The 17,653-nt window shown below is 43.3% G+C and carries 15 protein-coding genes; 5 read left to right on the forward strand and 10 right to left on the reverse strand.

The genetic code is table 11. The features are described 5' to 3' along the window. Positions 1-8: 8 nt before the first annotated feature. Together GA520_RS19555 and GA520_RS19560 are read right to left on the reverse strand one after the other, a co-directional pair. A complete protein-coding gene (locus tag GA520_RS19555; protein WP_163338921.1) occupies positions 9-2,423 on the reverse strand; it encodes an ATP-binding protein in 2,415 nt (804 codons plus the stop codon). A 38-nt stretch (positions 2,424-2,461) separates the two neighbouring features. Next, positions 2,462-3,919 (reverse strand): ABC transporter substrate-binding protein, encoded by a 1,458-nt coding sequence (locus tag GA520_RS19560; protein ID WP_163338922.1) that lies wholly within the window; start codon positions 3,917-3,919, stop codon positions 2,462-2,464. A gap of 497 nt (positions 3,920-4,416) precedes the next feature. Here GA520_RS19560 and larA point away from each other — a divergent pair, with 497 nt between their 5' ends. The 4 genes from larA (at position 4,417) to GA520_RS19580 (ending at position 8,737) form a co-directional block, all read left to right on the forward strand. Beyond that, a complete protein-coding gene (larA, locus tag GA520_RS19565; protein WP_163338923.1) occupies positions 4,417-5,676 on the forward strand; it encodes a nickel-dependent lactate racemase in 1,260 nt (419 codons plus the stop codon). Between the two features lie 72 nt (positions 5,677-5,748). After that, complete coding sequence (locus GA520_RS19570; RefSeq protein WP_163338924.1) at positions 5,749-6,834, forward strand: TRAP transporter substrate-binding protein; 1,086 nt, start codon at positions 5,749-5,751, stop codon at positions 6,832-6,834. A gap of 1 nt (position 6,835) precedes the next feature. After that, positions 6,836-7,363, forward strand: coding sequence for a TRAP transporter small permease subunit (locus GA520_RS19575; RefSeq protein ID WP_163338925.1), 528 nt, complete (start codon positions 6,836-6,838; stop codon positions 7,361-7,363). A gap of 30 nt (positions 7,364-7,393) precedes the next feature. Further along, positions 7,394-8,737, forward strand: coding sequence for a TRAP transporter large permease subunit (locus GA520_RS19580; RefSeq protein ID WP_163338926.1), 1,344 nt, complete (start codon positions 7,394-7,396; stop codon positions 8,735-8,737). 78 nt (positions 8,738-8,815) lie between these two features. Here the strand turns inward: GA520_RS19580 and GA520_RS19585 are convergent, their stop codons facing one another. The 8 genes from GA520_RS19585 to GA520_RS19625 form a co-directional block, all read right to left on the reverse strand. Further along, complete coding sequence (locus GA520_RS19585; protein ID WP_163338927.1) at positions 8,816-9,508, reverse strand: lactate utilization protein C; 693 nt, start codon at positions 9,506-9,508, stop codon at positions 8,816-8,818. Between the two features lie 15 nt (positions 9,509-9,523). Continuing rightward, positions 9,524-10,957: a LutB/LldF family L-lactate oxidation iron-sulfur protein gene (locus tag GA520_RS19590; RefSeq protein ID WP_163338928.1), complete on the reverse strand. Its 1,434-nt coding sequence runs from the start codon at positions 10,955-10,957 to the stop codon at positions 9,524-9,526. Continuing rightward, positions 10,954-11,703 (reverse strand): (Fe-S)-binding protein, encoded by a 750-nt coding sequence (locus GA520_RS19595; RefSeq protein WP_163338929.1) that lies wholly within the window; start codon positions 11,701-11,703, stop codon positions 10,954-10,956. The genes GA520_RS19590 and GA520_RS19595 overlap by 4 nt, the downstream gene beginning before the upstream one ends. 371 nt (positions 11,704-12,074) lie before the next feature. Then, positions 12,075-12,308, reverse strand: a complete 234-nt coding sequence (locus GA520_RS19600; RefSeq protein ID WP_163338930.1) for a hypothetical protein — start codon at positions 12,306-12,308, stop codon at positions 12,075-12,077. 950 nt (positions 12,309-13,258) lie between these two features. After that, entirely contained in the window at positions 13,259-14,425 is a 1,167-nt protein-coding gene (locus GA520_RS27265; protein ID WP_370362728.1) for a vitamin-B12 independent methionine synthase, read from the reverse strand. Between the two features lie 4 nt (positions 14,426-14,429). Then, on the reverse strand, positions 14,430-15,167 hold the full coding sequence (locus GA520_RS19615) for a sulfurtransferase TusA family protein (RefSeq protein ID WP_163338933.1): 738 nt from the start codon (positions 15,165-15,167) through the stop codon (positions 14,430-14,432). Positions 15,168-15,193: 26 nt separating this feature from the next. Further along, positions 15,194-15,559: a DsrE family protein gene (locus tag GA520_RS19620; protein ID WP_163338934.1), complete on the reverse strand. Its 366-nt coding sequence runs from the start codon at positions 15,557-15,559 to the stop codon at positions 15,194-15,196. Positions 15,560-15,561: 2 nt separating this feature from the next. After that, on the reverse strand, positions 15,562-15,897 hold the full coding sequence (locus GA520_RS19625) for a hypothetical protein (RefSeq protein WP_205749310.1): 336 nt from the start codon (positions 15,895-15,897) through the stop codon (positions 15,562-15,564). A gap of 1,183 nt (positions 15,898-17,080) precedes the next feature. Between GA520_RS19625 and GA520_RS19630 the strand changes: the two genes are divergently transcribed. Next, complete coding sequence (locus GA520_RS19630) at positions 17,081-17,479, forward strand: site-specific integrase (protein WP_163338935.1); 399 nt, start codon at positions 17,081-17,083, stop codon at positions 17,477-17,479. Positions 17,480-17,653 lie beyond the last annotated feature (174 nt).

A 17,653-nucleotide genomic window follows, 5' to 3' on the forward strand; every position in this document is an offset into this window, starting at 1 on the left:
CCTCTCCATCATGAGGTTATGACTTCATGAAGTGTACTACTCAGCTCAGAAAGGTTATATGGTTTAGGCACTGCAGCAGAAAACCCATGTTCTAAGTAATCTTTGTTTTGATTACTATCGGAATAACCACTTGAGACAATGGCTTTTACACCAGGATCAATCTCCTTCAATTTTTTTAAAGTTTCAAAGCCTCCCATTCCACCTCTTATTGTTAAGTCGAGAATAACAGCATCAAATTTTGATTCATCTTTAATCGCTTCCGAGTACAAAGTTATAGTTTCTTCACCATTAACAGCAAGCTCTACTTGATAACCGAGAGTTTCAAGAAGATTAATTCCGACATCCCTCACAATTTTCTCGTCGTCCATCAAAAGGACTTTTCCTTTCCCTGCAATTAATTCGACATCCTGCTTTCTTATCTTCTCAAATCTATTTTTAGATGCAGGAAGATAGAAAGTAAATGTCGTTCCTTGACCATACTTACTTTCTACTCTTATATCACCATGGTGTTTTTTAATAATTGAATGACAAATCGCTAATCCCAGACCTGTACCCCTATCTGGGCCACGACTTTTATTCGAAAAATACAAATCAAAAATGTGCGTTAAGTCTTTCTCCTGAATACCAACACCACTATCTTTGACAGTAACCTCAACGTATTCACCAGGGTTTAGAGACATTAAGTTGTCATTATCAACCACAGTCTTCTTGGCAGTTACCAGAAGGTCACCTCCTTCAGGCATAGCATCTCTTGCATTGATGAAAAGATTTTGCAGAACCTGCCCAATCTGACTTCGATCAATATCAACAGCCATATGGTCATTATCCAGAATAATCTCGGGAAAAATAGATGAGCCAGCAAAAGCAATCTTGGTGGTTTCATCGATCAAAGATTTGATAGAAACCGTTTCATTTTTCGGTACTCCACCTTTTGCAAAGGTCAGCAATTTTCCCGCGAGATCTTTTGCCCTATCGGTAACTTGTACAAGTTCATGCAGGTATTTTTTTTGATCAACGGGGTCTTTAGAAGTTTCGGCCAGATGGGCATTCCCTGAAATAGCAGTCAACAAATTGTTGAAATCATGAGCGATACCACTTGCAAGATGACCTATTGAGTCAACACGCTTTGACCTTAACAACTGTTCCTCAAATGCTTTTCTTTCTGTAATATCGAGTACAGTACCTATGACCTTTAAAAGCTTGCCATTGCCATTATATATGCATTCACCTTCTATCCAGATTGTTCTTTTATCGCCAGAAGGCAATATGATTGTTGACTCAAATGGCGTGATCTGTCCTTCAGGCGGTTCCGTTTTAATTATTTGACGGATTTTTTCCTGTTCCTCCAATGGAACAAATCGCTCCAATATTTTATCAAGATCTGCTGAAACATATGACTCACTAATACCAAATATTTCTCTTAGGTTATCAGGAAATTGAACTTGTACATTTTCCGCATCATATATCCAGCTACCCAGGCCCGCAATACGTTGGGTTTTTCTTAGTCTCTCATCGCTTTCACGCAACTCACGTTCAATCTGTTTACGTTCGTTTATTTCTTTCTTTAAAAATTCATTACTTCGTTTTAGGCTTTGTGTTCTCTCAGCCACCTTTTCTTCCAATGATAATTTCGCGTTTTGGAGCTCCAGTTCACGTTTTTCTAAATTTCCCCTCATTAGTTCTAAACTGCCCGCCAGCTCGCTGAGTTCATCACTTCCCTGCTGAGTGATTGGTACATGCAAAGCACCTGTCGAAAGTCGCCTGGCCTCTTCATTTAAGAGTTTTACCCTCAAGGTCAATGACCTTGTATACAGGTACGCGAGCAGAATCCCTAAAGCAATTGCGACACCCGAAAAAACAAGAAAAAGTTTCTGTCTATAAGTCTGCGCTTCCACGGATTCCGCATATATATTTGTCGCCTGCCTCTGTATTGAAGTTGCCATTCCCTGAAGGCTTTCTTCAAATACAGTAAATCGTGGAGTTGAGGAGTAAATAGTGTGATTGCGGGCCTCGGCGGTGTCACCATTGTTCATTAAAACTATGGTTTGATCCAGATCAGCCCTATATAATTCCCAGGCTAACAACAATTTTTTAACAGAATCATCATTGGAGTTCTTTAATTTGAATTGCTCAAACAACTTTTGTTCAAATTTATCTTTATTCTCTGAGAGGATATCTATATTAGCAGTAATAGCAAAGTAATCTGTCACTCTAACCAACTCTGCTTCTTGCTTACGAATATTGTTCGCATGCCCTTGTAGTATGGCAACTTCTGCAAGAGGCTTAATCTGTTGATCAATCAGAGTTTTCATCTCCTTGCTATTACCCCTGATTATTGACAGACCAATAATTGCTACTATCAAAACAAAGCATCCAATAATTGCAAAACCGAGAAACAATTTATGAAAGAAACGAAATTTCATTTACTCTACTTTCCAACCTTATCAGTTTAATTTTATCATCAGTTTGAGGGATAAAACTTCTGTTGATTTCTCCAGAGTTCAATCTGTTTATTACGACCATAACGATCAGTTATTTCATCCCATTCCTCGCTTATTTTTTGCATTGCAATCTCGGGAGAGATTTTCCCTTCTGCTGCCAGTATCAGGTTATGATTGAGCGAATTCATGTATTCAGCATCTCCTGGCAGCCCTGTTCCTGCAAATATTGTCTGATCTATGGAGACAGCTAAAGCATCCATTGTCTCCTTGCCATAAATCTTTTGAATCGAACTTATGTTTAAGTGGTTATGTCTGAATGGATCAGCAAACCCTTTTTCTACCCCTACGCTTTTTGCGGATACCTCGGGGTCGGTAAGCCACATTAAATAGAGAAAAGCCAATTCTTTGTTCTTACTTTTTGAGGAGATCACCAGGTTGTTGCCATAAATATACATTGTTCTTTTGGTGAGTTGGTTACCGTTCAATGTTCCAGGTAAAGGTACGGTGACAAATTTTGACTTAACTTTAGAGGATTTACTGTTGAAAACCTTTGCCCCTGCTGGCGTCAAAATGAATGAATAGCAATCACCCCGTTTAAAAAATGGAAGAGTGTAGCTATAGTCGTTGCCCTCTTTTAATATTTCAGCTGGAGAATATTGGATTGTCGCCAAATAATTCTTTGTAGCCTCGACTCCAGCTGGAGAATTAATAAGTGGATCCATGTTGGAATCGAATAGTTTTTGAGAATTTACATTCTGCGATGCATATCTGGGCATCCAGAACATCCAACCCGTTAATGGATTACGCTGCTCACAAGAACCATAAAACCCATCCTTATAGTTATGAAAGAAGGCTACCTGGGCGAGGTACTCATCCCAGGTACCTGGTATTCCTAATGTACGGTTATGCATATCCTGATACTTCTTCTTCATTTCAGGATCTTCAAGAAGATCCTTCCTCAAGTACATAAGTGCTATGTCATTATCAGCAGGTACAGCTACAATTTTATTATCAAAAAAAGCCTGCAGCTCTGGGAGAATAAATCCATCTTTCTTATTTGAACTCAATTTGAAATCAAATTTCCGAAAATAAGGTGATAGATTTTCAATTAGTCCTTGAAGCCATAAGTCCGGGTACTCCCGATTTCTCGCAACTGTTACATCAAAATCGTCATGTGATTTCATGAAGTCCAGAACAGGCAGTTGAGGTCGTACCTGCGCATCCAGGAAAGTTCCCGTCCTTTCTTCCCACTCTTTTTTAAGCTCAAAATTCCGCCCCCAGTAATTATTAATGTTGCCCTGCTTAACGACTATCTTGAGAACACTCCCTCTTGAGATCTTTCCACTTCGGATTAGTTCTTTTACCCCCATAACCGCATTCTCTGCTTGGATCCCTGCAAATGCGTTAGAACCAAAAAATGTGCCAAGACCTACAAGAACAGCAATTTTGACCAATATTTTTAACCCCTTAATACCCATCTCACGTGCCTCACATTCACTCTATACCTTAATTCAGCCTCGACTGATCATTTGACAACCGTCTACTCACCCTTATTCAGTTATATCACTTCAGAATTGTCAGGTACATAAACCTTCGAAACTCTCAGTTATTTTTTGCTTCTCAGATAGATATAATCACGAAAGCAAGATTCACACACTCACAACATTTCGTCATGAATTGGCGGAATAATGGGAGAGTGGTCAGTATTTACCATGAATCTGTTTCTTAACACTCTGAAGGTGATAAATTTCTTAAAAGGACAAAAAAAGGCAGATAGTTTGTGGAGAATTTGTTCCTTTGGGGGAGACACTTGAGAAAAACAATCAGGACTGGCTTACCTGACGATTACGTATCAGCAACCTGAAAATTGATTCCAAATGAGTTGAATTGGGGTAAAAACCAACAGAACGTAAATACCACAGAGTGTGGTTAACGCTTGCTGGCATGAAAACACATAAAGGTAATATAGAAATATATGAAAATCAGTCTCAAGCAAGGTAGAGAATCTGTAACGCTGGAACTTGATCAAAAAAAAATCATAGATATCCTGCATGGAAGAGAAATTCATCCACTCACTAGCGACCAGATGAAAGACATCATTGCTGATGGTATAGCCAATCACTCCCCTGAAGATATCAGCAGAAAAAAAATTGCCATTATCATACCTGACAATACAAGGTTATGGGCTCGCGGTGATCTTTATGTACCAGTAATAGTTCAAGCGCTGCAAAAAATACGGGTTGCCCCGGAAAACATTACCATTGTCATTGCTCTGGGCACCCACGCCGATATAGAGGCAGACAAGTTTCCCGATCTTGCAGGTGAATATTCATGTAAGACTGTGAAAATACTGAATTCCGCCAATAAAAATATCAAGAGACTCATCCGGCTAGGGACTACGAGCAGGGGCACTGAGATAGATATCACCAAAGAGGTGGTGGATTCTGATCATATCATCATTTTTGGTGGTGTTCTACACCATATGATAGCGGGCTACGGAGGCGGCAGGAAATACATCTTCCCAGGTTCTGCCGGTTATGACTCAATCCAGCAGAACCACAGCCTGACCCTGGATAAAAATGGTTTACCCCATCCTCAGGTACGCCAGGCACAACTTGAAGGGAACCCTGTTCATGAGGATATTGATGAAGCCTGTGAACTGGTACTGCAAAATAGAGGATGCACCTATATCAGCCTTGCGGTTAACGGTGAAGGCAATATCTTCCATACCTCTGTTGGACCATTAAAACAGACCTTTCTTGAAAGTTGTCAAAAATTAAACCAAGTCTGCACGGCAGAAATTATAAATAAAGGTGATTTTGTCATTTGCTCAGCAGGTGGTCATCGTACGGACGGACAGCTCTACCAGTCTGTAAAGGCACTTTTCAATGGGGTTGAGGCCGTTAAAAAAGGAGGAGAAATACTCCTGTTCGCTGAATGTTCTGAAGGGTACGGAAACCCTAAATTTGGAGAGATGCTCAAACAGTATCGTTCTCATCCTGCCAAACTGGGAGAAAAACTGCTGAACAATTTTGATATGCCCTCTTATATCGCTCTCAGGGTCATTGATTTACTACAGAATTGTAAGGTTAGCCTGGTCTCACAATTTGAGAGGCAGGAAACAGAAGAGCTCGGTTTTTCTTATGTTCAAGATGTATCAGATTATGTTAAGAGGTTATCTGGCAAAGGGTATATAATCCCCTATGCTGAAAACATTTTGCCTATTCTAAAATAGTTATATCTCAATATACGACGTTTGGAATACAGAATTTTCACTGGATATTTTTAATTAATTTTTGGAGGGAATATGGAAAGACGAGAATTCTTAAAAACAGCAGGTGCTGGAACAATAGCAGCAGCAGCGTCACTTACTATTGGTGCTCCGGCAGTAATTGCTTCAACAAAGAAAATCCGCTGGAAAGCGACCTCTTTCTGGAATCCAAAAATCAAAATCATGTTTGATACAGTCAAGGATTTCTGCCAGAACGTTAAGGAGATGTCTGACGGACAGCTGGATATAAAACTTTATGGTGGTGGTGAGCTCGTACCTCCGTTTGGTGCCTTTGACGCAGTCTCACAAGGAACCATGCAGATGGGTACCGGCTCTCCATATTTCTGGGCGGGCAAGAATCCGGCATTCAACTGGTTTGGCTCAATTCCTTTTGGCATGAACGCCCAGAGCATCAACGCCTGGTTTTATGAAGGCAACGGGATGAACCTGATGACCGAGCTTTATGATCAGTTCAACCTGGTACCACGTGTGATAGGTAATTCAGGTGTTCAAATGGGTGGCTGGTATAACAAGAAGATCAACTCCCTTGAGGATTTCAAAGGCCTCAAGATGCGAATTGGCAGTATCGCAGGCAAAGTACTTTCTGAAGTAGGTGTTACAACAGTGATGTTGCCTCCATCAGAGATCTTCCCATCGCTTGAACGTGGCGTTGTTGATGCAGCTGAATTTGTTGGCCCGGTACACGACATCCTCCTTGGCTTATACAAGGTGGCTCCATATTATTACACCCCAGGTTGGCATGAGCCAGGTCCGGTTCTTGACGCATTCTTTAACAAAGAGGCATACAACGCATTGCCGAAGCACCTTCAGCGCATTTTAGATATCGCTGCTGCTGACACAAATATTCGCGCCCTTGCAGCATTTGATGCCAGAAGCAGTATCGCACTCGATAAACTCATCAAGGAACACAACGTAAAAGTTGAGGTGTATCCTGATGATATTATGGTAAAACTTAAAGAAGTATCCAAGAAGGTTGTTGCCGAAGAAGCGAAGAAAGATCCTTTTGCCCAGAAAGTTCACGATGACTACATTGCCTTCCAAAAGCAGGTTGGTGTCTGGGGTAATATGTCAGAAAAAGTTTACTGGAATACCATGGCTTAGGATGCAATTAATAAAGAAGGTCATAAAGATTTGCGATGCAGTAAATGAGTGGATCGGCAATTACCTGGTATGCGCCATCGTATTTGTTTTCGTCGCTATCATTTTCAGCAATGTAATACTCAGATATGTCTTTAACACCAGCTTCGTCTTCATGGCGGAGTTGGAGTGGCACCTGTTTGCCATGATCTTCCTTCTTGGTGCCGGCTATACTCTCTTGCATGACCGGCACGTACGCGTCGATATATTCTACTCCACCATGAACAGGAAAAAGAAGGCACTGGTCAACTGTATCGGTGTTCTTTTTTTACTTGTTCCTTCTTGCTACCTGGTTCTGACAACAGCTGTTCCGTGGGTTATCTCTGCTTATCAGATTGGAGAAGTCTCCATAGATCCGGGAGGCATTCCTGCCCGCTTTGCCATTAAGGCAATGTTACCTCTCGGCTACGGACTGATTCTTCTTCAGGGTATCTCGCTTCTCTTGAAAAACATACTCATCCTGACTGAAAAGCCAGCCAACGAACCAAGGTAAATAAGCCATCACCATATTTAGACTCAATAAATGCTGATTGATTTTCTCCCACTCTGGATAGCAGACTACCTCGCAGCCTGGCTCTTTCTGGTAATGACCATTGCCTTAATGCTGGGCTTCCCGGTCACCTTGACCATGATGGGAGTATCATTTCTTTTTGGTCTCATCGGCCTTGACCCCACTCTGTTTGAATTAATGCCATTGCGGATGTGGGGAGTAATGACCAACACCATGCTCATGGCAGTTCCTTTATTTATATTTATGGGATTTGTCCTGGAGAAGTCGGGTATAGCCAGGGATCTGCTGGAAACCATGGAGGAGCTTTTTCGTAATGTACGAGGTGGTCTGGCAATCTCTATAGTAGCGGTAGGAGCCTTATTAGGTGCCTCAACCGGTATTGTCGGGGCAACTGTAGTGACCATGGGCCTGATGTCACTACCAACAATGCTCAAACATAACTATTCAAGCAGGATTGCCGCGGGAACGGTGGCCGCCTCCGGAACACTTGGTCAAATTATACCACCTTCGATTGTCCTGCTCCTTCTCGGTCCTGTAATGGAGGTTCCCATTGGTGATATGTTCATGGGTGCAGTCATTCCAGGGCTTATCCTGGTTGTTCTCTACTGCATTTATATTTACGGTGCTGCTCTATTCGGGTCTTCGCATATCCCACCAGCAGCCAACCAACGAGCCACCTTCGACAAAGCCTTTATAGGCCGTCTCTGCAAGGCCTTAATTCCACCGCTGTTCCTCATTGTGACTGTGCTTGGAACCATCTTTGCAGGGATAGCAACTCCGACAGAATCAGGTGCCATGGGCGCAGTAGGCGCAATTATTCTCACCGCCTATAATAGAAGACTCTCATTTCCACTACTGCATGAGGTTGCCAAGGGAACCATCAAGATGACTTCCATGGTCTTTATCATTATCATGGGAGCAACCTGCTTCTCACTGGTTTTTAGAGGGCTTGCTGGAGATGATCTTTTACGAGAATTTATCGATTCAATGGACCTGCAAGGTTGGCAGCTCATCGCCATTGTCATGATTTTCATCTTCCTGCTAGGCTTTTTTCTCGATTTTATCGAGATTACCTACATCCAGATACCAATCATTGCACCAATTGTGGTTGACTTCGGGTACGACCCACTCTGGTTTGGCATCATGTTTGCCATGAATCTCCAAACCTCGTTCATGACACCACCATTTGGTCCCTCATTATTTTATCTAAAATCGGTCTGCCCACCTGAAGTGAAAACCACAGATCTTTACAGGGGAATAATTCCCTTCGTTGTCATCCAGATCATAGTGCTCTGTATCATTGCCGCCTGGCCACAGCTTGTAACATGGTTGCCAAGACTTGTGTATGGATCTTAAACTGTAGTGAATCGTAAATCATCAATGGTGAATAGGTGTTAATGAGGTACCTTCCATTCACCATTAGCAACTCACTAATCACCTGATAATTATTAAATCCATCTTTCTTGGCCCATGTGCACCAAAGACAAGCTGTGCTTCTATATCTGCAGTTTTTGATGGCCCTGAAATGAAAACCACATTATCCCATCCCATCTCTTTCACTTTCTGATATCCCAACTCTAGAGTGCTGACGATGTTTTCTTCTCTTGTGATGGCTATATGTTGGGAAGGTAGCAGGGATGTGCTTCTGGGCTGCCCTATACCTGTCTGCTGTATAATGGTGCCGTGGGAAGCAACAACACATTCAGGCACTGTGATGCCTATACTACTGATTTCATGTTTCTCCCGACAGTCGTCATCACCCTCCATACAGATGTGCACGGAGACCGGATCATCCTCAAGGCGTTTCCAGAGCTTCAGGCCAGTAAGAAGTGGGTGTCTATGAAGTATTACATGTTTGGAGGGGTGAAACTCAGGGTCAGCTTCATTTATTAGAGTTACCAGCAGATTTGCCGCCTGCTCTTCATCCTCAACCAAGTGCAAGGTTAAATTGTGCCTTTTGCAGCTTTCTTGAAGAATATCAAGAAGATTATCTGTTGATTCAGCTGCGGGTGAAACGGAAAAGGCTGACAGCATCAGATCTGGGAATTCCCCGGGATCACGTTCACTCGTTGTTGGCAATTGTAAACTTTGCCTTACTACGGCTAAAAAATCTTGCTGTGTTTTCATGATCGTCTCTGTTCTCTAATTGCTTTTACGGGTTCGGCTCTGCCAACGTTCTTTGAAAGTTCTTTCAGCCATGGGCGGCAAATCCCTGTTCTTGGTCCACCCTGCAGCAGGACCAAACATTCTTTCAATATAGCCGCCCTTCTTGCCAAAGGGTTTCAGTGCTACCCTCCCGATTTTCAAAAGAGTTCGATACACCCCAGGTTTTGTCGTCACATAGCCAAATATCGACCAACCGTACCCCTCCACCCTGCTCTGCTTTTTCACATTCCAATACTCACTGCCATTGGCCAGATTCTTTCTTAAAGCCAATAACATACGAGGGATATCATTATTCACAGGGCAGATGTCTTTACATGCACCACACAGGGTTTCACCTTTACACAAATCTGCATGTTTATTTACACCTTCCAGAAGTGGTGAAATAACCGCGCCTATTGGGCCTGGGTAATTGGCATTGTAGGAATGCCCGCCGATTCTGCCGTAAACAGGGCAAGCATTGAGACAGGCACCACAACGAATGCAGCACAGGATTTCTTTAAAATCCTCATCACCTAGGATTTTTGAGCGACCATTATCAACTATCACCAGATGAAATTCCTGGGGACCATCTCCATTATCAAGAGTTTCTGGTGCCCCTATAAAGCTAAGGTATGTCGAAATATCCTGAACAGCTGCACTCTTTGTGAGGAGCTGAACAGTATCACAATGATCTTTCAGGGTAGGCACTAACCTCTCCATCCCCATTACTGCTACATGCACCTTGGGGACAGTGGTCGCCATACGGATATTACCCTCGTTGGACACCAGGCTGATCTGCCCTGTCTCGGCACAGGCCAGGTTGCATCCTGTTATCCCCATGTCAGCCGCCAGCATTTTCTTCCTGAGAACATTTCTGGCTTCAAGGGTTAGTGTTTCAGGGTCATCAGATCTTTCCATTTCAAGTTTTTCATGAAAAAGATCCGCTATCTGCTCCTTATTCATATGGATACAGGGGGCAATGATATGTGACGGCGTGTCTCCAGCTAACTGGACGATATATTCGCCGAGATCTGTCTCCAGCACCTCAATGCCCATTCCCTCAAGGGCCTGGTCAAGTCCTATCTCGTGGGTGGTCATGGATTTACCCTTCACCACATGCTTCACATCATGTTTGTTTGCCAATTCGCTGATATAGGATGTTGCATCCTCGGCGGTTTGAGCAAAGTAAACCTTTCCTCCATTGTCTTCTACCTTGCTGGCAAGTTGGGCTAGAAGAATATCAAGATGATCAAGGGTACGGAGCCGCCTTTCCTTAACCCGGTCTCGCCACTTCCTATTTTCCTCATTCTCCCAGAAGGCAAAGACATTCTTGCCAATCTTCTCCTGGATCATGTTGAGGTTTCTTTTCAGCCGTTTATCCTCAATGGCCTCTGCTGCCAATTCGCTATATGACTTCCTGGAGGTACTCATAACGTCCCTCCCTCAGCAGCAAGGACCTGTGCCAGGTGAAGCACTTGTACTCTCTCACCTCTTCGATGTAGCCGCCCTTCTATATTCATGAGGCAACTCATATCTGTTCCAACCACATAATCAGCGCCTGTGGCCAGAATATTGTCTACTTTATCATCAACCATAGCCCCACTGATTTCAGGATACTTAACACTGAAAGTACCACCAAAACCGCAACACTCATCACTCTCTCCCATCTCGATGAGTTCAACCCCTTTCACCATGGCAAGCAGTTCACGTGGTTGTGTTTTTACGCCCAATCCTCTGGTTAAATGGCAGGAGTCATGACAAGTTACCTTGCCCTCAAAATGGCTCTCAAGTGTCTCTACCTGGGCAACATCTCTTAAGTATTCTGAAAACTCAAAGGTTTTCGAGGCGATATCGTTAGCCTTTGCAAACTGTTCGGGTTCTGTCTTGAATAATTCAGGATAATGGTGACGTACCGTATGAACACACGATCCGGATGGACAAACGATAATCTCTGCTCTATCAAAAACATCAAAAAAATGAAGCGCTGCTTTTCTGGCAGCCTGGGTATAGCCATTATTATAAGCAGCTTGACCACAGCAGGTTTGACCTTCTGGATAATCAATTTCTTTATCAAGTTTTTCAAATACCTTTACCATTGCCTCTGCAACATCTGGGTAGTGACTATCCACAAGGCACTGAATAAACAACGACACTTTTTTGTCTTTCTTCTCTTCCATAAATATTTTTTTACTTTAGGAGCATGTCGGAGAATTGCCATTCTGGCTCAGACTGAGGCAATTGTAGAAAATCTAGCACAGCCGTATAATTGGTATTGCGAGCATAAATTTTCTGCAAATAACGAAGAGATGGGTCAAAATGGTTTTCTCCTACACGCTCTCAGGCTCAGTATATTCGAGTTTGTATGTTGGTGCTAAGGTGATAAGAAGTTGCTTTGTAAGCCAACCCTTCCTTTTCCGTATAACTAATCCAAACAACCATCAATTTTCACTACCCTATCTTTTTCCATCCGCCAATTCAACCAATTTGAGTATTTCAAGAGGCACTCAATATTTTCAGGGGGAAATACTGCTTCCACCCCACTGTTTTTTTACTGTTTTTGAACAAACGTATCCACATGCAACACCTTGATTATATAAGAGTCGAAAACCGCCTCCTCGTATTCCGGCCAGCCATCGTCAAGAGGAACTATCACAACTGATCCGGCATGTTCTACTGCAGCCACAGGAGGTGCCCGCCGGCTTTTTCTCTCATCGTACAAATTTAAAAGTGCCAGTATCTTTTTGATTACCTTCTTTCTATATATGTAACTGATGATTCGCATTTTGCCAGTGCACCTGAGGCAAATAAGAGGATCGACCTCCCCAGACCTTCTTGATATGCCCTGGGGGGGGACATTCACGCCACATAAGCTCTGGTATCCGCTTTGGCTTGTTAAGCCCTGACATCGATAACTCTCTGATCACTGGCATCTGTAACTTCGCCCTTCTACATGCCTAAACTCCAGACTCGAAGGGAAACACACTCTTCTTGCCAGTTGACACACAAGTTCTTCAAACGAACTACGTTGTACTGAATCAAATAGATTAATTATGGAGAAGCTACCCATAACAACCCATTTTGACTTAACAAGTCATTGTTACCAAGACCACTAATTGACAATTAAAATTTCAAAACTTCAAAGGATTGGCAAATGGAAGGAAGGGGTGAAAGAAACGCAAAAAGCCAATCACCAGGTAAGTGATTGGCTTTTAGTCGATTATGTGATCGGGTCTCGGCAGGATTCAAACCTGCGACCTCCTGCTCCCAAAGCGTCTGACTCCAGCGATTAGCCCCCAACATCCCGTTATTAAGGGAGATTAACGAGTTAGCTTCCATCCTGAAACTAGGCGTTTCGAGGCCTACGCTTCTCTGGTCTAGATCGAGGCATGTGAAAAATTTACCCCAGGCATATAATTGATATCTCGGAGTCTCGTTCCTCACATACCGAAGGATAAAATTTTCTGCATAACGAAGATATTGACCCAAAGGGCAGTTTTAGAATGGGAACGAGGTCGCAAACACACCGATTTCGTTTTACCCCAGCTTATTTCGTCTAAGCAGCATCTATTTTGATTAGAACGTCTAAAAATCGTCTAATCGATTGGCAAGAGGATTCATGGATCTGCTTCAGCAACATAAACGAAATAAAGTATATCGCGTAAAGATTACCTCCAAATGTTCGAAATGCTTTTGCCACAAAAGAGATCCAGGACAAATTACCTGCCACAGTTTTTAACAGTGTTTTTTCCTCAGATTTCTAGAAGCTTCTACAATAGAGCATAATTTTTTATACGCTATTTCTTCAACATTTACTGATCGACTGGCAAAACAGCCAAAACCACAATCGGTATTTAGAAACAACTGTTCTGGTTTGTAATACTCCAATGCCTTCTCGGTTTTCCCAATAATGTAATCAACAGATTCCACATCATCTGTACGAGGATTGACAACTCCTAATCCCAACTCTCGATCAGAGAGAGAACCACCAACCACTTCAATATCTCCTGCTCTTGGTGTTGCATACTCAAGAACAAACTGGTCAATTTTCATGCGTTCAAGGGCAGGCAGTAATCTTGCGTAGTCACCAGTTAACAGGACCTCTTCCTGCTTACTCCAATTACCTCGGCAGATGTGGACACCGGTCCGTATCCCGTCTATTCCTTTCACGACTCTATTGATCAGATCCGCTGCAAACTTCAATTCTTTACCCGCGTCCCGGCGGGTTGCAAGGGTCGCTCACATAAACGTTCGCCGTTCGCAATCCTCTGACATGATGATTTCTGTAAGGACGGGTTCATCGAACTGGACGAAATCGCATCCATTGTCGCGTAGTTCGATGAGTTCCTCCCTGAGGATTTTGACGATATCATTCGCCATCCTCTTATGATTCCAGTACGCTTTGCGGGTAAGCGCCGTAACCCACATGGAACGGGTAAGCAGGTATGGTCCAGGAAGGGTGATCTTTACAGGTTTATCCGTTAACTGTTTCAGAAATTTCAGGTCATCAAGAGCCAGTGGCTCTCTTCGGGATAATTTACCGATACAGGTCGGATTTTTTACAGCAGATGCCGGCATGTCCATGGTACGCAGCATCTCTTCAAACTCCGCCTTATCCTCGACAAAATCGAGCATATCAGCAAGGGACATGAGACGTGTACCGGCCACTTTATCGGTTATGAAAGCGTAAAAGCTCTCCCTGCGATGTTCGCCGTCCACCAGGATATCCAGCCCGGCTTTTTCCTGCAGTTCAACGGTTCTGCGTATTTCATCCTCCGCCACAGCCAGGTAGTCACTCTTTGTGACCTTACCTTTCTGGAAGCCGCGTAATGCTTTGAGCATCTTCGTCGAACGGGGCCATGAGCCCACCTGTGTTGTCAAAAAAGACTGATTACCACTCATTACCCTACACCAATGCCAGTTTAATTTTGAGATCTACAGCTTTTGCGAGAGTCACGGCGACCGGTGAACGACTCACGGTCCGCTCCCATACCTCCCGCACCTTATCCTCATCATCAAAGGTTGACGCAAAGCATTTCAACTCAATCTCCGATATGGACGGATCGCCCTCTTCCAGCCCCATATGTGCGAGGATATTATGTAATGCGCCACTCAAAGAGATCTCGATATCATCAACATCCAGGTTCTCTTTTGCGCATTCGGTCGCAAATGCGGTGGTCAGTGAACCAGCGAGGGAACCGAACAGATATTCAACAGCGCATGGGTTCTTGTCCTTTTCTTCAAAGCTTGCCGGCTGGCCCACCTCAAAAGAGAAGTTACGGCTGTAGACTGTTGATCTCAGATGGCCCTGGGAGCGGGCACGCAACCGCCACTCATACTTTTTCGCCTTATCGAGATCTTCCTTGAGCGACTGTTCTTCCTTTTTCTCCTGAGTACCTCGCTTGACAAAATAGCGGGTAAAGCCTTCTCCCGCTTCTTGACCAAGATACTCGTGCCCTGACATTCTGCACCATGGAGGCAGGTCGTCGGCCACCGTCGGTTCCCTGCTTCGCATTTCAAGAATACCATCCACCGGTGTCTTAAGCATATGCTCACGAATAAGGAGGATCAACCCTGAACCGCAATCCAGGTCCCCGCCATCGAACACCATATCAGGGATAACTTCATTCAGATTTACCGTCATTGTGTGATCCTCCTGATATAATGACCTTAGTATGCTACACTCGGTGAGCCTGCGGACAACCACTCAACCAGAGCCGCGCCACCTGCAGGGGTTGCGCCTTCCATAAGTTGATCTTCGGTGATTCCACGCTTTTTCATGCATGGAGTACAAACGTAAATCTTACCACCAGCTTTGAGGTACTTTGCAACCAGGTCTTTGAGCGGTGCAAAAGGAGCACCCTCATCCACTTTCTCCATTTCTTCAGGCACAGCACACCAGACACCATCTGAGCTGAGAAAAACCATCGTCTCTTTCTCACTGCCCTGGGCAGCGTTGGCAACGACAAATCCAAGGGTAGCCTTGTCATGATCAGTTTTACAGTGCGTAATGGTCACACAAAATGTATCGGACATCTTTATCTCCTTACTAAATGAGGTTTAAGGGTGATCAGGTAATAGGGGTGTTTTGTTTCTGTCAGATCGTTCTTTGTCATCCGGCACCATGCAGGGAGTTCAACCGGCGCGCCGGGATCACGCGAAATCACAAGAATCCGAAGACCCGGCTCCTGGTCCCTGATATAGAGGTGAAGGTTGACAATAACTCTGCCGCAGGTTTCATCACCACCATCAAATTCATCATCAAAATCCCAGTCTGGAAGTTCAATATCAGCCTTCGATGTTTCCAGATCGTTTGGTTCTTCTAATGCTGTCGGGCAGGTGAATGGTTTCTCATCCTTGCTTGTCAAACTCATCAATCGCATCCAGGAGAAGGGTTGCACTGGAGGCTAGAGTTGGTCCCCCACCAAATACCATTGCCATACCAGCAGCTTCCAATATCTCTTACTTCTGACACAATATCCCCTCTTAATTATCGATAAATGAAATAGCTCAGTCATTTACTGAGAAATTTTCAGTAAATATCACAAGAAAACCAAAAACCATAGCAAGATGGACCCTACATGTAAAATTGGTTTTACCTATGTAGAAAGGTACTTGCATAGGCTATGCCCTGGGGTAGGAACTTAGAGATATTCTTGAGAAAAGGAGTTTCAATCAAAGTTCAGCTAGAAGACAGCTAACGCTTCCCATATAAATGTAGTTAAAAATTGGGATGTTATCAATTTATCAAGTCGTTCTTTATTTTCATAATACTGTACATCCGTGACCACGCTATCGAAAATTAGCTCACCTGCCCATTAAATTAACAGGCAGGAGGCCAAAAAACTTTTTCACCATGCATATAGAGGCATATTCCGATTATCACCGATAATGCTCATCTCGGCTTCTAACTGATTTGAAGAAATATATAAAAACGATAAGCGTTTTCACGAAGGTAAGAGACCTGAAATGTGGAGGCAGAGTGTTGATTCGCGGTCAATAGATGGAGAGGAATGGAGTGGTGGGGTTAATTCTATGACGGTACCGATATACAACAACAGAACGGATTAATTATTTCTCTGACATGCGCCTAAGAGCCTGTCCGATAATAGGAATTTTCGTTCATATCAAGGCAAACGCGAAAAATTACCGCAGGCATATAGTTCATATTCTGAGGATATTTTTTCGCGTTTAACGAAGATATGGGCCGGTAAGCATAGACTCCGAGAAGTGCATTCCCGGACAGCCTCCAAGCGTGATAAGTTCATCCATTGAGATAGAATTTACCTATTTGTACTATTTGCCAATTTGATTTAAAAGTGTGTTTGTACTCACAGAAGTACATTGCCTGAAAAGGTCGAGGTGGCTCATCTGTTCTGGTATCTGGTCAACGTAATTGAAACCAAAAGTTAAAAGGAAATACTATGTTAGATGTATCTGATCTGTCAAATAGGCAATACCGATACTCTTGGTGGCAAAAAATGTCCACTCACTGTTTAGCATTGGAAGTCAGACAAAAATTGAAGAGTACAAATTTACAACATAGAAAAAGATGACTTGAAAACCCAAGGAAGCAGGAGAACGATTGCTCTTCGGCCATCACTCAAAGCAATTCTTGAACAGCAAAAGGATGTAACCAAGGGTCTGAAAAGCCCTTATGTGTTCATGAACAGTTTCGGTCGGCCAATCCAGCAGGACAAACTCCGTGAACTCTGGGAAAGAGCTTTGAACAGAGCAGAGCTTCCATACAGGCGAATGTATGAAACCAGTCATACTTTTGCTTCATGGGCATTGACTCTGAGAGAAGCACCGGAATGGGTTGCACGTGTTCTCAGTCATATTGATACGTCCATGGTTTACAAAACCTATGGTCGCTATATACCGAACCTGACCAAATTGGATGGCTCCGCATTTGAGAAACAGTTTGCGGATAGTCCAAACAAAAATAGAATCTAAGCTGTTGCTGGTTGCATTTTGTGTCAATGAATTGTGATGTCGAAATAGTCTGTTGAAAAGTACCTAAATTTTTTCGGCTCCAGTACCCGCATCTTTTCAAGTTTACTACTGTCGCCTTTTTCAAAAGATGATTTGTCTGGACACTTTTGTTAAAAATGAATAAGTGATAATTAT

It is taken from the genome of Desulfopila sp. IMCC35008, from assembly GCF_010646885.2.
GTDB lineage: Bacteria > Desulfobacterota > Desulfobulbia > Desulfobulbales > Desulfocapsaceae > Desulfopila.

Excerpts from the sequence above, each read along its gene's own strand:
- GA520_RS19570 (WP_163338924.1), top strand. The coding sequence starts at position 5,749 with ATGGAAAGACGAGAATTCTTAAAAACAGCAGGTGCTGGAACAATAGCA.
- GA520_RS19560 (WP_163338922.1), bottom strand. The coding sequence starts at position 3,919 with ATGGGTATTAAGGGGTTAAAAATATTGGTCAAAATTGCTGTTCTTGTA.
- GA520_RS19585 (WP_163338927.1), bottom strand. The coding sequence starts at position 9,508 with ATGAAAACACAGCAAGATTTTTTAGCCGTAGTAAGGCAAAGTTTACAA.
- GA520_RS19625 (WP_205749310.1), bottom strand. The coding sequence starts at position 15,897 with ATGAGTTTGACAAGCAAGGATGAGAAACCATTCACCTGCCCGACAGCA.
- GA520_RS19575 (WP_163338925.1), top strand. The coding sequence starts at position 6,836 with ATGCAATTAATAAAGAAGGTCATAAAGATTTGCGATGCAGTAAATGAG.
- larA (WP_163338923.1), top strand. The coding sequence starts at position 4,417 with ATGAAAATCAGTCTCAAGCAAGGTAGAGAATCTGTAACGCTGGAACTT.
- GA520_RS19620 (WP_163338934.1), bottom strand. The coding sequence starts at position 15,559 with ATGTCCGATACATTTTGTGTGACCATTACGCACTGTAAAACTGATCAT.
- GA520_RS19600 (WP_163338930.1), bottom strand. The coding sequence starts at position 12,308 with ATGCGAATCATCAGTTACATATATAGAAAGAAGGTAATCAAAAAGATA.
- GA520_RS19615 (WP_163338933.1), bottom strand. The coding sequence starts at position 15,167 with ATGACGGTAAATCTGAATGAAGTTATCCCTGATATGGTGTTCGATGGC.
- GA520_RS19590 (WP_163338928.1), bottom strand. The coding sequence starts at position 10,957 with ATGAGTACCTCCAGGAAGTCATATAGCGAATTGGCAGCAGAGGCCATT.
- GA520_RS19595 (WP_163338929.1), bottom strand. The coding sequence starts at position 11,703 with ATGGAAGAGAAGAAAGACAAAAAAGTGTCGTTGTTTATTCAGTGCCTT.
- GA520_RS19555 (WP_163338921.1), bottom strand. The coding sequence starts at position 2,423 with ATGAAATTTCGTTTCTTTCATAAATTGTTTCTCGGTTTTGCAATTATT.
- GA520_RS19580 (WP_163338926.1), top strand. The coding sequence starts at position 7,394 with ATGCTGATTGATTTTCTCCCACTCTGGATAGCAGACTACCTCGCAGCC.